This window comes from Parapedobacter lycopersici (assembly GCF_024643285.1).
GTDB lineage: Bacteria > Bacteroidota > Bacteroidia > Sphingobacteriales > Sphingobacteriaceae > Parapedobacter > Parapedobacter lycopersici.
Genome location: NZ_JAMSLW010000001.1, coordinates 671,514 through 684,857 on the forward strand (window position 1 = coordinate 671,514; position 13,344 = coordinate 684,857).

Below are 13,344 nucleotides of genomic sequence, written 5' to 3' on the forward strand. Positions count from 1 at the left end.
TAAATCTATTGTGCATTAGCCGATTCCAGCGATGTACCGATAATTTCTTCCAGCGCATCCTTCGCCTTCAACAGGGTTGATTCTGCCATCAGGTTCTCGGACTCCGCCTCGGTAAGCAGCCGGACAGCCATGCTATAGCTTTCGTGTGTAATTTCCGCGTTTTCAAATTTATGACGTAATTCTTGACCGATACTGATGGCATTCTGTACACCTGTCGTCTTGATTCGCAGGTCCTTCAACGCCAGCAGATAATCATAATACCTCCGTTTCACCTCATTGGCCAAAAGCAAGTCGTACTCATTGTTCTGTTCTACCGCTACTTTATATTCAGCTTTTGCCTGTTTAACGCGATAAGGTGTCTGTAATATGCTTCCTAAATTGACATTCACGCCAAATTGAAATCCATTGAATACATACGGATTATTTACATCAATTGTGCTTTTATCATCCGGTCTGTAAAAGTAAGAAGCATTAAACGGCTCAAGGTAAGCCATTGTGGCGGCAGGCACCCCGGCCTTTGCCCCTTCTTCCTGGGCTTCGAACACCTTTTTCCGCGGGAAGTTTTCCTTCGCCAGCTCAATATACTTCTGTAATTGATTATAATTTACATCCGGTATGATGGATTCCTGAGCACGCATGCTAATGGCTGCAAAGAACACCACACAAAAAATAACAATAATTTTTCTATTCATAATAGTCTATCTAATTTATTTACAATTTATTAATCAAACCGCTTCCTTTTGTAACAGCGCAGGCACTGTTTTCAGGATTATCTTCATGTCAATGAAAAATGAACTATTCTTTGCGTAAAAATTATCGAGTTCCTTCCGCTCTTCATCGGACATCTCGCTTTTACCCCGTTTGCTTACCTGCCAAAGGCCGGTAATCCCCGCAGGGCCCAAAAATCGCATAGCCCATAAATTTGACGTCAGCAATTCCGCTTCATACAATGGCAAAGGCCGGTTCCCAACGATAGACATGTCGCCTTTCAGCACGTTGAATAACTGGGGCAGTTCGTCTATACTGGTATTACGGATGAAGTTACCCACCTTCGTAATGCGGGGATCATTTTTAATCTTAATGAATGCCAGCGGTTCTTTCTGTTTAAGATCACCCGCAGCATACTGGTTTGCGGTTGCTGACAGCTCCTTCAACTTGGTATCGGCATCCACAACCATCGACCGGAATTTGTAAAAATCAAAGATCCGGTAGCCTGTACCCGCCCGTTTGCTTTTATATATAACAGGTCCGCGCGATCCCAGCTTGATTAGCAAAGCAATAACAATAAACAATGGGCTCAGCAGCAGGATTGCGATCGTGGCAAAAAAAATGTCAAACAATCGCTTACCCAATGGTATACGGTATTCTTTAACCGTATTGGAAATCAGTTTTTTAACATCTGGCTTGATCAGTTTGAACTTGATAAGAAACTTAAGCCGCTCCGATATCTCGTTGATATCAAAAGGATAAATGTAAAAATCATTCACTTTTTCCTTTAATGCCCGGGATTTCAATCCGGAATTATGTACTTCGGCCAATAGAATCACAATCGCACCCGAAGTCAACGGGTTGGCACGGATTTCCTGAACCAGGTGAAAAATTTCTTTATCATCATCAACCTCCATGATAATCACTTCCGGACTGGTAATAATTGAACAGTTACCCAAATGTTCTTTCAGTTCCTGGATTGATGACAGGTGGTCAACGTCGAAATCACTCAACAGTCCATAAAACTCATTATAAAATGATCGTCCGCTATAGGCCAGGTTCGGAATAAATGCACGTCTATTCGCAACCTCTACATTAAAGTTGTTCATGTGAAACATCGTTCAATACGTCATTAACAACCTTTTTCAACTTAATGGGATCAAACGGTTTTTTAATAAACCGCTCAATTACATAAGGTGTACGCTTATACAATGAATCTGAATCTTCCGTTACCGATAGAATAATAACAGGGATGTCCCGGAAAAGCCCGCTAACCTTGATTGATTTTAAAAATTCAGGGCCATTAAAATACGGCATTTCGACATCCAGGATAATTAAGTCAGGGTGATTAGCTTCTTCCAGCCACAGCATCGCATCATATCCATTCCCCTTCAGCACAACATCATACTCCTTAGAAAAGATAAGCTTTAAAAGTTGGAGGATAGCCGGTTCATCATCTACCACGAGTATCTGTTTCTTCATATAGATTCTTTAGTTGATTATTCTTGCTGAATTTTAATGATCGTGTGCCCCGCCTAAAAACGGAACAAATTTCGTCAATCTAATTTAGATACTTCATACGGAACAACAATTGAATAGCAATTGTTTGTATTCCCCAACAAATTGAAACAGTTCGTTACGCTCACAGCCCCTAAGAACAACTCCCCGTCTGTTCAGCAACCGTTCCGATGCTTATATTGTTTCCAAAAGCGCCCGATCCAATTTGTCAATGGTAATCGGCTTTTCAATCACCGTAGCAACCACTTCGTAATCAGCCAGCCTTTTCAATGTAAAGGGGCTGTTTGACAACGATAAGACAAATATCTTGAAGCGCTGCTGACGCTCAGCGGGCAATAATAGGAAATTATCTAAAAAGTCAAAGCCATCCATCACAGGCATCATAATATCCAGTGTAATAACAGTTAATAATGGAAGCTGGTCAATCGGTGTATTTTTTATATATTCCAAAGCCCCTATCACGTCGTTAAATACAATTACGTCCGAGCCCCTCCCACTAAAACCGATAACTTTCTTAACGATCAGGCAGTCTAAAGCACTGTCGTCAATTACAAGAAACGGTAATGCCATACGTTTTTACAAATTAAACATGTAAAGGTAATTCTAATTTGATGAATGTTAACTTTTTTTATTAACTTATTTTGTTGGAAGAAAGACCGTAAATGTTGAGCCGACCAGATGTGTCGATTCAACGGTAATGTCACCCCCCAATTTACTTAACAGGCTCTTTACATTGTATAAGCCCAGACCGCTTCCCGGCTCCTGTAAAGAAGCCCTGAAAAAGAGATTGAATATATCCTTTAAGTAGTGTTCCTGTATTCCGATTCCGTTGTCTTTGACCACAAAAATTGCCGTGCCTTTTTGCACCGACATATTGACATTCACCATTCGTTCCGCCGCATCTGCCCGTTGGTATTTAAAGGCATTTGAAATCAAATTGGTCAGAATAAGCTTGATTGCCGTTTCGTCATTTCTGAATGATCCTGTTTCGTCGATATCCACGGTAAATCGTATATTTTTTGAACTTACCGTGGCATCATACATATCGATCAGTTCCTGGCGTAAGGTTCCGAAATCAACATCTACGATCAAAAATTCCCCCCGTCGGACACTGTAATAATCGTGTACGTTCTGGATATAGCGATCCAGCCGTTCCGCCGAATGGCCGATAATCGTCAAAATGGCATCAATCTCTGCCTCGTCATCAATATCCTTGGCCAGCTGCGTAGCCGACATAATGCCAGCCAGCGGCCCCCTGATATCGTGACTGACGCTATGGGCAAACTTATCCAGTTCAACATACGCTTTCTCCAACTCCTTATTCTTTTCTGCCAATAGCCAGGAAGCCAAATAGAATTGGTTGGCCTCTGCGATGATCCGGAGTAGCGTATCGGTTTTCCATGGCTTTTTCATATACCGGAAAACATTGCCCCGGTTTATCGCATCTTCCACAACACTCAGCTTGCTGGCGTAGCCCGTCACTAAAATCCGCACCGCCTGCGGGTATATCTCCCGCAAAAGCTCAAAAAAAGCGATTCCGGAAGTCTCCGGCATATGCTGGTCAGAGAATACAATCCGGATATCGTCGTGTTTCTCAAGAATCTCACGTGCGTGTGCTACACTCTTCGCCAGGTATACTTTATACAATTTACGTAAACTGGCCTTAAAACCGATTAAGTTATTAAGATCGTCATCAACATAAAGTATTTTGACATCATCTACCATAATTCAATGAAAATAGAAATCATAATATTGGCACCCCATAAATGAACCTTTTCATATGGATAGTATCTGTGTGTCAAAAATCCGACTTATACTGAACAAATATGTCTCATAACACAACCAATAAGTCCATCCCAGCAAATTGATATATCAAAAACAGCAGAATTTTATAAATTGCTGTTTACGCTGCCTGATTAAAATCACCTACCCTCCCATTCACTTAATTATTGCAATATGCATCCCTGCGGCGTAGTCGACCTACACCGGGTCGCGTCGAACGGAAGCGTTCCATGAGCGAAGAGCGCTGCGCCTAGGGCAATCACTAAATAAAGAACACCGATCGCTATTAAAAAAGTCTGGTGTGGCGATGGAAAGCCGGTCATTCTGTATGACCTTTCCGATATGCAGAAGGATTAATGCCGGTAAGTTGCTTAAAATGGCGGTTAAACGAAACCTTGGAATTGAACCCACATTCATACGCCAACGCTTCAATATTAAGCTTTTCTTCAGATTCATTAATCAAAGCTACTGCGTAATTGATTCTTAATTCCCCTATCATGGTTGCAAATCCCTTCCCGAACCGCAGACTGAACACCTGGGATAGGTGATGCTTGGGTATACCCGTCATCGCCGAGAGTTTCCCCAAATTGAACTGCGGGTCGAGAAATAACTGTTCTTCAATCATGATTGCGCGGACCCGCTCCTCATAAACAGCAAGCCTGTCCGGCGTTACTGCAGATTTCTTGTAAATGGCTGCTTCAGGTTTCTCTTCAGGCGACTCCACGCTTTCCAAATGGACAGTACCTGGATTTGCCCGGGTATACGGATCAACATATTTAATCACAACCAGTTTATGCCAAAACAATAAAGTCACATAAGCCAACATGATCCCGCATGTCATCAGTTCGGGGAAACCAGGCGCATCGAATCCAATATTCGGAAGCGCACGACCCAGAGCCAGAAATAAAAGACTCAGTAACACCAGCAGCGACACGGAGACGTTCAGCAACTGGGCAATTGAGGGTCCGCGCGCGTGCCGTGGTGACGACCAGATCATTAAGCTATATCCAATAAAAGAAATGATAATCAGCCGAAACAACCACGTCCGATATGATTCAAATACAGCACTGTCTTCCGGCACATTTGCCGCAATTAAACCCACATAAGCAATGGTAAATAAGACAAAGGGGGAGCAGTGCAAAAAAACGTAAAGCGGTTTCAGGCTTCGACTGAGAATGGCCGACTTAAAGCAGAAAAAAAGCAGTACCGGATACAAGAGGCCATAAGGTGCGGCCCAACTAAGTCCCTGCCAATCAGGAAAGAATGTTCGACATATCAATACATGGAATGCATGTATAACGAGCAGCCAGACATTCAGGGTCAGCATTTTTTCGTAAGCCGGGAAGAATGCCTTTGCGCGCAAACAGCTCAACGTAAGCGAACCGATCAAAATAACGGACACTAACAGCCAAGAAGTGAATAGGTTGATCAAGTCCAGCATACTGAGGTTACATTTAGTTATTTCCCCGTTGTCTTTGGTATTCAGATGGCATGCACCCTTTATAGTCCTTGAAGTAGCGGTAAAAAGAGGTTTTGCATCCAAAACCCGATGTATAGGCAATCCACTCTATTGTATACCGTTTTCCTTTATCGCTTTCCATCAATTTAGCGGCGTGATCAATCCGGTATTCCGAAAGAAGTTGATAAAAACTCTTACCCATTTCCTCATTTAATAGCTTGCTGCACACGTACTTCGGTATCCCGACCTCATCTGCTACCATATCCAGTGATAAATCCGGTTTCAGAAACAGCTGTTCCTTCCGGATGTATTCGCAGATCCGCTCCGCTTCCAGCCTTTTCTCTCCCGGAGCATGGACGGTTTGTTGTAAGTCGACACAGGTTTCAATCATAGGCCCGATCAATTCATGAAAATCCTGTTTCAGCACCCGCTTCACAAACAGGTAATGCGCAATCACGGCTAACCCAAAACAAAGTATACCATAAGCAACAAGCCGTTCCCACTGCCAATCAAGTCCAGTTAACTGGTTTACTGCAAAAACCGCAAGCGGAAAAACAGCGCCCAGGCATAGGAATATCAACATATCCAATAATCGGTCACTGAGCTTATAAAACTCAAACTGTTGGTTTATTCGCCGGATCAACAGGTCTATCGCATAACGCAAAAGCGACAATGGCATCAGGAATAAGTACGTGGTATAGTAATACCTGTTAAGTATGTCGGAAGCCTCATTAAAGAAAAGTTCTGCCACGCACAGTACGATATAGAATAGCGAAAAAAAGTAAAAAGGAAAAAAATGCACCTGATTAATCACCCGTTGCGCCGTATCTTTTTCAGTCTGGCTAAAATAAGCAGCCATAACCAGCGGCCCGTACAACAGGCCAACCGGAACCCCGATATTTAACACAATGCAAATGCCATGGAACACTACGGCATACAACAGCATGAAAACGACCCGGTTAAAAGTCGTAATTGCCCGCCTTTCAACCCAGAGCATGCTCAGTATGAAAAATTGACAGACTAACGCAATCCAAGAATTTGATAGGATACCCATGACTTAGAAATTCTAACCTATGTTACCGTATTTTATTGCAAATTATTGGGATATATACTACAAAAGTATACATACTTTGAATTGAAAGCAAATTAAAAAAATGAACAAAATGACTCCGCTCAGTTTAAAAATTATTTTTATTTTCCTGATTCCCCTCTATTTAGACCGAATGGGCAGTGTATTTCCATTCTGTGAGACCTTATAATTTTACCACCTAGGCCCAGAATAGAAAAAAACTTAAACTGATTCGATAATTCTGGAAGCCAATGATGATTCATCGATTTTTCGTAGTTTCGCTACGGTCATTAAGCTGATTATCATGAAAACGATTTTGTTATCACTCGCATTTATTACGTTATTTACCGCCTGCCAGCAGAAGCGGCAACAGGATCAGGAAGAAACAGCCGTTGATCCCAATGCAATTACCTGTGAAAATATAGGACCAGTCAAATTAAGTTACACCTATGCTGATCTTGAAACGCAGATCGGCCGCAAAAACCTGGAACATGACACACTAACCGTAGATGGAAAATCGGTGCAGGTGACACGTGTTTTCCCCAACGATACCAAGGAAATCAAGGTTTACTGGGCCGAAAGCCAGCCACCTTATGCCACCATCACCAAACTGGTGATCAGCAATAGTTTCGGGCCATACCAAACAGCTGAAGGGTTGCATGTCGGGTCTACATTGGAGGATCTGCGGAAGCTGAATAATTTTATGCCGGTGTCGATGACCAATTTTTACAACAGTCTCGATGGTTTTGCCACCATTACCGGATTTAATGGCGGTGACCTGGAATTGAACTACCCCTGCCTTGGCGGACGGCTGGACATCGTGAAACAACGTGGGGTGGATGTGCGGATGCTCGACGAAATACAGAATAACGAAACCCTGCTTTCTTCCCATAAGCTGTTCAATTCGCTGGACGTAGCAGTTGTAGAGTTAAGCATCCAGTAACTTTCGCTATGTGGCAGTGGGGTTATTTTGCCCCATCTATCCCGATTACCTGGGCGACCTTATCTTTAAGCACGGTGATATCGGTCTTGAGTCCGCCAAACAGCGAGAGTACATGGACTTGCCGATCCTGCATTCGCCTGAAGGGATGTAACCATCCAGCCTCCAGAAACACAAAGAACCCACCCAGCTTATAATCTGCCCCTACTCCGCCCCGCAGGCTCGGCGTTACGTAGAAAACGGTATTGATCTTTACGGTAGCCGGTTCCGATACAACCTCGGCCCGGGGTTCGGACATCAGACCGATTCCAGGTCCGGCGTATGCATAGAGATTCAGTTTTTCCACCTGTTTCCGAATACCGCCGGCAAGGTTCAGGATATAAATATTTCCCCGGCCCTTTTCCAGCGAATAAGGATAAGCCGGATCATTTTCCTGCTGATTGTATTCGAACGTAAGAAAATCAACCGTGGGGTAAACAAAGTAATGCCGGTTGGCAAGCGAAATATCCAGTCCCAGACTATTAGAGAATTTCGGACGCAGCACATCGGAAGTTTCGCCCAGTGAAAACCCCCAGCCCAGTCCACTCACCGCGTATATTTTACGGTGATGCAGGGTATCGGTATCGGTTTGGGCAACAGCATACCGTGTTACACCTAACAACCATAAAAGAAGCAGTCCGTTTTTCCACATAAAGGTTTACTCATGAAGAATTATAGTAACGCAATAGATCGCATTAAAAACAGTCAGGGGATCAAAATGTTTGTTCCAGCAATTAATCATTACCTTTCAATAGCCGCAATTGGTACAAGTCATTACGCCGGTCTTTCATATTTTTCACCGTACCGTACTCGTGCAGCTCGCGCAGCAGATACAGGTCCACATCCGCCAGCAATACCATTTCGGTATTGGGTGTGGCTTCCGCTTTGATAGCATCGTTGGGGAATGCAAAATCCGAAGGTGTAAACACCGCCGACTGGGCATACTGGATATCCATGTTATTAACTTTCGGCAGATTGCCCACTGCACCCGCGATCGCTACATAACATTCGTTCTCAATGGCGCGTGCCTGTGCACAATGGCGCACCCTTATATAGCCGTTAGGCGTATCCGTAAGGAAGGGGACAATCAGCAGCTGCATACCCTGGTCGGCCAGTATCCGGCTCAGTTCGGGGAATTCCACATCATAACAGATCAGGAGTCCCACCTTGCCGCAATCGGTATCAAAAACCTGTACCGAATTACCACCGTTCATGCCGTAATACTTTACCTCGTTGGGGGTAATGTGTATTTTCCGGTATTCATCCGTTTTACCGTTGCGATGACATAGGTAGGACACATTGAACAGCTTATTATCATCATCAACCAGCGGCATGGTACCGGCAACGATGTTTACATTATAACTGACGGCCAGCTGCTGTACCTTTTCCTTGATCTCTTCCGTATAACCGGCCAGTTTGCGCATGGCTTCGGTCTCAGGCAGGTCGTTATAGGCACTCATCAGCGGTGTGTTGAAGAACTCAGGGAATACGGCAAAATCAGCTCCATAGCCACTGACCGCATCCACAAAAAATTCCACCTGGTCATAAAATGCATCGATCGAACCAAACAGTCGCATCTGCCACTGCACAAGCCCCAGCCGGATCGTACGCTGCGCGGGAGAAATAGACCTTGACGCCGGCTCGTAATAAATATTGTTCCACTCAAGCAGGGTGGCAAACTCCCGTGATTCCGTATCGCCGGGAAGGTAGTTTTTAAGTATCTTCTTTACGTGGAAATCATTGGCCAGCTGAAACCGCAGCGTAGGGTCGTATATCTCGTTGCTCTTTACTTTTTCGATATATTGCCTGGGCGATAGCTCATGGGCATATTCGTGGTAGTTGGGGATCCTTCCGCCGGCGATAATGCCCCGCAGGTTCATCTGTTCGCAAAGCTCTTTACGTGCATCGTACAACCGCCGTCCAAGACGCAGCTGCCGGAAATCCGGATGCACAAAAACCTCAATGCCGTATAATACATCGCCTTCTGCGTCATGCCGGGTAAATTTCCCGTAATCGATAATTTCGTAATAAGACTCGTTACTGTCCGTTTTGGTAGCATCCACAATGATCGACAGTGCACAGGCCACCACCCTGCCATCTACCTCGACACAAAGCTGTCCTTCCGGAAACAGGTCAATCAGGTCCGTAATATTCTTTCTGGACCAGATTCCCACCGGCGAACCTTCATAGGCCTCTTTCATCGAGGCTTTAAGGTCATTATAATCCTGTTTGCTGAGTAACCGTACTGTGATATCCATTTTTATCCTGTTAACGTGACATCTGCACATCTGCTAAAACAAAAGAAGCATTTAGATGGTTTACCTCAATAAAACATCATGAGAAGCTTCCTATTCATCTTAGCCTTTATCTTGCTGGCCGTTTGGGGTATCGGTATTTTTTGGTATGCCCTTAAAGGCCTGTTCAATATTCTGATCTTCTTTGCTGCCGTGGCATTTATCATGGCCCTGTTCAGCGGGCGTAAAAGAACGGATTAGGCGCCATCAGGCCTGTGCCGTCGGGCCGCCGAAATTCATAGGAAACGGAGGCTCATCGTGCGCGTCGATGGTACCGTTTGCCGCTTCAAATTTGGCAACGTTATCTTCCAATGCCCTCAGCAGGCGTTTGGCGTGTTCCGGTGTAAGAATTATCCGCGACTTAACCTTGGCCTTGGGTACCCCGGGCATTACCCGGATAAAATCCATCACAAATTCGGTATTGGAATGCGTGATGATTGCCAGGTTGGAGTAAATGCCTTCAGCCACCTCTTCCGTTAATTCAATATTCAGCTGGTTTTCTTTCTTTTCTGTCATTATACGTATACTAAGCATTCATAATTCGAAATACATTTTGGAGGCCTTCTCACCACGTGATACGCAACCTTCATTGCCGCCATCGCACATCACTGGGCGGTCTTCGAAAATAACCGGTGTGTCGCCTGTCTATACCTCATCTTAAAGGCATCGTAAAAGGTAATGGTCACAATAATACCCGAAGGTATAAAAAACGACTCATACGCCCAAAGACGGAAAAAGAATGCACCCGCAATTCCACCGGCAAGGAAAAATAAGATAATATTGACACGCAGGACCAGCTGCTCTTTCAACGATTTGTTCAATTTAAACTTCCTATGTACCGTTTCCGCCAGGGCGATACCCAAATCCGTCAGTATGCCGGTAAGGTGGGTGGTTCGGACTACAGCCCGTGATATAACCGTTACTAGTGCATTCTGCATACCCATGGCAAACAATAAGCCGCTGGCAATGGATGCCGGCGATACCACAATCTCCTTTTCCCACCACCCGTGTGTGGCTACGAGGCACAGGATACTGAATTCAATTAATAAGGGGACAGTATATACATACCGTTTATATTTACCCATCCACCCGATGTACCAGCTCGAAAACGTGGCCCCGGCAAGAAACAGCAATAACCATTGCAGAATAGTGAATGCAACATCCATATTGCCTGCCTCCAGGTCAATCGCCAGCAACGCCGCATGTCCGGTGACATTGGTAGTAAGCACCGCGCATGCCAATAACCCAGCCGCATTTACAAAGCCTGCCGTGAGGCTGAGTAATATTGCCAGTTTCAAATTGTGTTGATATGTCCGCCGTTGGCCGGTATGACGAATCACGAGAAGACATTTACTTCACAAAAGTCCGGAAGTCCTGCCCCGACTTAACCGTCAACAGTGTTTCATAAATTAAACGGATGACGTTATCCACATCTTCCTTATGGATCATTTCAACGGTCGTATGCATATAGCGCAGCGGCAGCGACACCAGTACCGAGGGCACGCCGCCGTTGGAGTAGGCGAATGCATCGGTGTCCGTTCCCGTCCAGCGGGAAGACGCCTGCCGCTGAAACGGTATGCCCTTCTTTACTGCAGTATCAACCAATAGCTTATTAAAATTTATCTGCACCGATGGTGCATAAGAGACAACCGGCCCTTTTCCGCAGGCCAGATCCCCCTGGGTTACCTTGTTGATCATCGGCGTCTGGGTATCATGCGTTACGTCGGTAATGATGGCTATGTCCGGTTTAATCCGGTCAGCAATCATTTCCGCACCCCGCAGACCGATTTCCTCCTGTACGGAATTGACGATATACAGTCCGAACGGCAGGGTCTTTTTATTTTCCCGGAGTAAACGGGCCACTTCGGCAATCATGAAGCCTCCTGCACGGTTATCCAGCGCACGGCCCACATAATACCGGTCGTTCAGCACCATGAATTCGTCCTCATACGTTACCACGGAACCAACATGTATACCCAATGCCTCTACTTCCTCTTTACTGGAACAGCCGCAGTCGAGGAAAATATTCTTCAGTGACGGTCCTTCCTCCTTTTCACCCGAACGGGTGTGGATTGCCGGCCAGCCGAACACCGCTTTTACCACACCTTTTTCGGTGTGGATATCCACGCGCTTCGAAGGTGCAATCTGGTGATCAGCCCCCCCGTTGCGGATTACGTAAATCAATCCATCTTTGGTTATGTAGTTGACAAACCAGGAAATTTCATCCGCATGTGCTTCAATAACGACTTTAAAAGCCGCCTTGGGATTAATTACCGCCACGGCAGTGCCGTAATGATCGGTAAACGTTTCATCCACATAGGGCTTTATATAATCGAGCCACAAGCGCTGTCCTGCCCATTCAAATCCTGTCGGCGACGGATTGTTAATGTATTGCTCAAAAAATTTCAGCGATTTGGGAGTTACCACCGGTATATGTTGCTGTGCCGTTTCTTTTTTTCCTTTTGCCATATTATTTTTGTTTTCTCCGGAAATGGAATATGGAGCCAAATTTACAAAATATCCGCATAGCGCGGGAGCCGACCCGCGCACAAAACCGAACATTGAAAACAAAGGTATTCACCAACCGTTAATCAAGTATGAAAAAGGGCTTTTTTAAAATGCTGGTTAAGCTGAACAACTCGCTGTTGCCCCGGTACTCGGGACAGGATCCCGCCAAGCTGACTAAAAGGCAACAGGCGATCCTGGGTTTCCGCTACTGGGCACTGGTCAACTCACTTTAACGGCAGTTTAGGGACATTTCCCCCGCTTTTGGCTGCCTTTCTTCGCTGTGCGCGCAGATTGAGGTATTCAACCAATACGGAGAACGCCATGGCAAAATAAATGTAGCCTTTGGGAATGTGCTGGTTAAAGGCTTCTGCCGTAAGGGATACACCGATCAGCAGCAGGAATGCCAGTGCCAGCATTTTCACGGTCGGGTGCCGATTAACAAAATTGCTGATTGCCCCCGCAGAGATCATCATAATGATCACGGCAATAATCACGGCCGCAATCATCACATAAATCTGGTCGACCATGCCCACGGCGGTAATGACCGAGTCCAGTGAAAAAACAATATCCAGTATAAGAATCTGCAGGATTACGTTGCCGAATGTAACCGCTTTGCCCCGCATTTCATGTGCTTCCTCACCACCTTCGATCTTGTGATGGATTTCAGTCGTGCTTTTATAAATAAGGAACAACCCTCCGATGAGCAGGATCAGGTCGCGGCCCGAAAGATTAAGGAAGGTCTGCGCCACCTCACCCTCCAGATTGAACCAATCCGCTAAATTAATAAGGGTTCCCGTCAGCGACATCACCCATTTAATGGAAAATAGCAGCGCCACCCGCATAACCAGGGCCAGCATCAGTCCCAGCTGCCTGGCTTTCTGCTGCTGTTCCTCAGGCAGTTTACTGCTTAAAATGGAGATAAAAACAATATTGTCGATGCCTAATACGATTTCCAGCACCGTAAGGGTGAGCAGGGATATCCAGATTTCAGGGTTGAGTAGCCATTCCATATACAAGTAAATATCCC

Annotated in this window: 16 protein-coding genes; 3 read left to right on the top strand and 13 right to left on the bottom strand. The window is 45.2% G+C overall.

Annotated elements, in window-relative coordinates; all coding sequences use genetic code 11:
• Positions 1 to 5 precede the first annotated feature (5 nt).
• From NEV57_RS03005 to NEV57_RS03035, 7 genes are all read right to left on the bottom strand, one after another.
• Positions 6 to 692: a TolC family protein gene (locus NEV57_RS03005; protein WP_257656794.1), complete on the bottom strand. Its 687-nt coding sequence runs from the start codon at positions 690 to 692 to the stop codon at positions 6 to 8.
• A 33-nt stretch (positions 693 to 725) separates the two neighbouring features.
• A complete protein-coding gene (locus tag NEV57_RS03010) occupies positions 726 to 1,817 on the bottom strand; it encodes a sugar transferase (protein ID WP_257656795.1) in 1,092 nt (363 codons plus the stop codon).
• Positions 1,804 to 2,190 (bottom strand): response regulator, encoded by a 387-nt coding sequence (locus NEV57_RS03015; protein WP_257656796.1) that lies wholly within the window; start codon positions 2,188 to 2,190, stop codon positions 1,804 to 1,806. The genes NEV57_RS03010 and NEV57_RS03015 overlap by 14 nt, the downstream gene beginning before the upstream one ends.
• 210 nt (positions 2,191 to 2,400) lie before the next feature.
• The gene (locus NEV57_RS03020) at positions 2,401 to 2,796 is read right to left on the bottom strand and encodes a response regulator (protein ID WP_257656797.1); all 396 of its coding nucleotides are present in this window, start codon (positions 2,794 to 2,796) and stop codon (positions 2,401 to 2,403) included.
• A 66-nt stretch (positions 2,797 to 2,862) separates the two neighbouring features.
• On the bottom strand, positions 2,863 to 3,951 hold the full coding sequence (locus tag NEV57_RS03025) for a hybrid sensor histidine kinase/response regulator (protein WP_257656798.1): 1,089 nt from the start codon (positions 3,949 to 3,951) through the stop codon (positions 2,863 to 2,865).
• 376 nt (positions 3,952 to 4,327) lie between these two features.
• On the bottom strand, positions 4,328 to 5,371 hold the full coding sequence (locus tag NEV57_RS03030) for a helix-turn-helix domain-containing protein (RefSeq protein ID WP_257656799.1): 1,044 nt from the start codon (positions 5,369 to 5,371) through the stop codon (positions 4,328 to 4,330).
• Positions 5,372 to 5,462: 91 nt separating this feature from the next.
• Positions 5,463 to 6,464 (bottom strand): helix-turn-helix domain-containing protein, encoded by a 1,002-nt coding sequence (locus NEV57_RS03035; RefSeq protein ID WP_257656800.1) that lies wholly within the window; start codon positions 6,462 to 6,464, stop codon positions 5,463 to 5,465.
• Between the two features lie 376 nt (positions 6,465 to 6,840).
• Here NEV57_RS03035 and NEV57_RS03040 point away from each other — a divergent pair, with 376 nt between their 5' ends.
• A complete protein-coding gene (locus NEV57_RS03040) occupies positions 6,841 to 7,479 on the top strand; it encodes a hypothetical protein (RefSeq protein WP_257656801.1) in 639 nt (212 codons plus the stop codon).
• Between the two features lie 22 nt (positions 7,480 to 7,501).
• Here the strand turns inward: NEV57_RS03040 and NEV57_RS03045 are convergent, their stop codons facing one another.
• Positions 7,502 to 8,167 (bottom strand): hypothetical protein, encoded by a 666-nt coding sequence (locus NEV57_RS03045; protein WP_257656802.1) that lies wholly within the window; start codon positions 8,165 to 8,167, stop codon positions 7,502 to 7,504.
• An 82-nt stretch (positions 8,168 to 8,249) separates the two neighbouring features.
• Positions 8,250 to 9,773, bottom strand: a complete 1,524-nt coding sequence (locus tag NEV57_RS03050) for a carbon-nitrogen hydrolase family protein (RefSeq protein WP_257656803.1) — start codon at positions 9,771 to 9,773, stop codon at positions 8,250 to 8,252.
• Between the two features lie 78 nt (positions 9,774 to 9,851).
• On the opposite strand from NEV57_RS03050, the gene NEV57_RS03055 reads away from it, so the two are divergent.
• Complete coding sequence (locus tag NEV57_RS03055) at positions 9,852 to 10,010, top strand: hypothetical protein (protein WP_257656804.1); 159 nt, start codon at positions 9,852 to 9,854, stop codon at positions 10,008 to 10,010.
• A gap of 6 nt (positions 10,011 to 10,016) precedes the next feature.
• Here the strand turns inward: NEV57_RS03055 and NEV57_RS03060 are convergent, their stop codons facing one another.
• The 3 genes from NEV57_RS03060 to NEV57_RS03070 all read right to left on the bottom strand — a co-directional run bounded on the left by NEV57_RS03060 (position 10,017) and on the right by NEV57_RS03070 (position 12,278).
• Entirely contained in the window at positions 10,017 to 10,325 is a 309-nt protein-coding gene (locus NEV57_RS03060; RefSeq protein WP_257656805.1) for a DUF3467 domain-containing protein, read from the bottom strand.
• 89 nt (positions 10,326 to 10,414) lie between these two features.
• A complete protein-coding gene (locus NEV57_RS03065; protein WP_257656806.1) occupies positions 10,415 to 11,107 on the bottom strand; it encodes a YoaK family protein in 693 nt (230 codons plus the stop codon).
• A 52-nt stretch (positions 11,108 to 11,159) separates the two neighbouring features.
• The gene (locus NEV57_RS03070) at positions 11,160 to 12,278 is read right to left on the bottom strand and encodes a M42 family metallopeptidase (RefSeq protein WP_257656807.1); all 1,119 of its coding nucleotides are present in this window, start codon (positions 12,276 to 12,278) and stop codon (positions 11,160 to 11,162) included.
• A 128-nt stretch (positions 12,279 to 12,406) separates the two neighbouring features.
• On the opposite strand from NEV57_RS03070, the gene NEV57_RS03075 reads away from it, so the two are divergent.
• Positions 12,407 to 12,550, top strand: a complete 144-nt coding sequence (locus NEV57_RS03075) for a hypothetical protein (RefSeq protein WP_257656808.1) — start codon at positions 12,407 to 12,409, stop codon at positions 12,548 to 12,550.
• On the opposite strand, the gene NEV57_RS03080 is transcribed toward NEV57_RS03075, so the two are convergent.
• On the bottom strand, positions 12,542 to 13,327 hold the full coding sequence (locus NEV57_RS03080; protein WP_257656809.1) for a TerC family protein: 786 nt from the start codon (positions 13,325 to 13,327) through the stop codon (positions 12,542 to 12,544). The two genes, NEV57_RS03075 and NEV57_RS03080, sit on opposite strands and share 9 nt — an antisense overlap.
• Positions 13,328 to 13,344 lie beyond the last annotated feature (17 nt).

Excerpts from the sequence above, each read along its gene's own strand:
- NEV57_RS03060 (WP_257656805.1), bottom strand. The coding sequence starts at position 10,325 with ATGACAGAAAAGAAAGAAAACCAGCTGAATATTGAATTAACGGAAGAG.
- NEV57_RS03040 (WP_257656801.1), top strand. The coding sequence starts at position 6,841 with ATGAAAACGATTTTGTTATCACTCGCATTTATTACGTTATTTACCGCC.
- NEV57_RS03015 (WP_257656796.1), bottom strand. The coding sequence starts at position 2,190 with ATGAAGAAACAGATACTCGTGGTAGATGATGAACCGGCTATCCTCCAA.
- NEV57_RS03005 (WP_257656794.1), bottom strand. The coding sequence starts at position 692 with ATGAATAGAAAAATTATTGTTATTTTTTGTGTGGTGTTCTTTGCAGCC.
- NEV57_RS03025 (WP_257656798.1), bottom strand. The coding sequence starts at position 3,951 with ATGGTAGATGATGTCAAAATACTTTATGTTGATGACGATCTTAATAAC.
- NEV57_RS03010 (WP_257656795.1), bottom strand. The coding sequence starts at position 1,817 with ATGAACAACTTTAATGTAGAGGTTGCGAATAGACGTGCATTTATTCCG.
- NEV57_RS03020 (WP_257656797.1), bottom strand. The coding sequence starts at position 2,796 with ATGGCATTACCGTTTCTTGTAATTGACGACAGTGCTTTAGACTGCCTG.
- NEV57_RS03055 (WP_257656804.1), top strand. The coding sequence starts at position 9,852 with ATGAGAAGCTTCCTATTCATCTTAGCCTTTATCTTGCTGGCCGTTTGG.
- NEV57_RS03045 (WP_257656802.1), bottom strand. The coding sequence starts at position 8,167 with ATGTGGAAAAACGGACTGCTTCTTTTATGGTTGTTAGGTGTAACACGG.
- NEV57_RS03080 (WP_257656809.1), bottom strand. The coding sequence starts at position 13,327 with ATGGAATGGCTACTCAACCCTGAAATCTGGATATCCCTGCTCACCCTT.
- NEV57_RS03035 (WP_257656800.1), bottom strand. The coding sequence starts at position 6,464 with ATGCTCTGGGTTGAAAGGCGGGCAATTACGACTTTTAACCGGGTCGTT.
- NEV57_RS03050 (WP_257656803.1), bottom strand. The coding sequence starts at position 9,773 with ATGGATATCACAGTACGGTTACTCAGCAAACAGGATTATAATGACCTT.
- NEV57_RS03075 (WP_257656808.1), top strand. The coding sequence starts at position 12,407 with ATGAAAAAGGGCTTTTTTAAAATGCTGGTTAAGCTGAACAACTCGCTG.
- NEV57_RS03070 (WP_257656807.1), bottom strand. The coding sequence starts at position 12,278 with ATGGCAAAAGGAAAAAAAGAAACGGCACAGCAACATATACCGGTGGTA.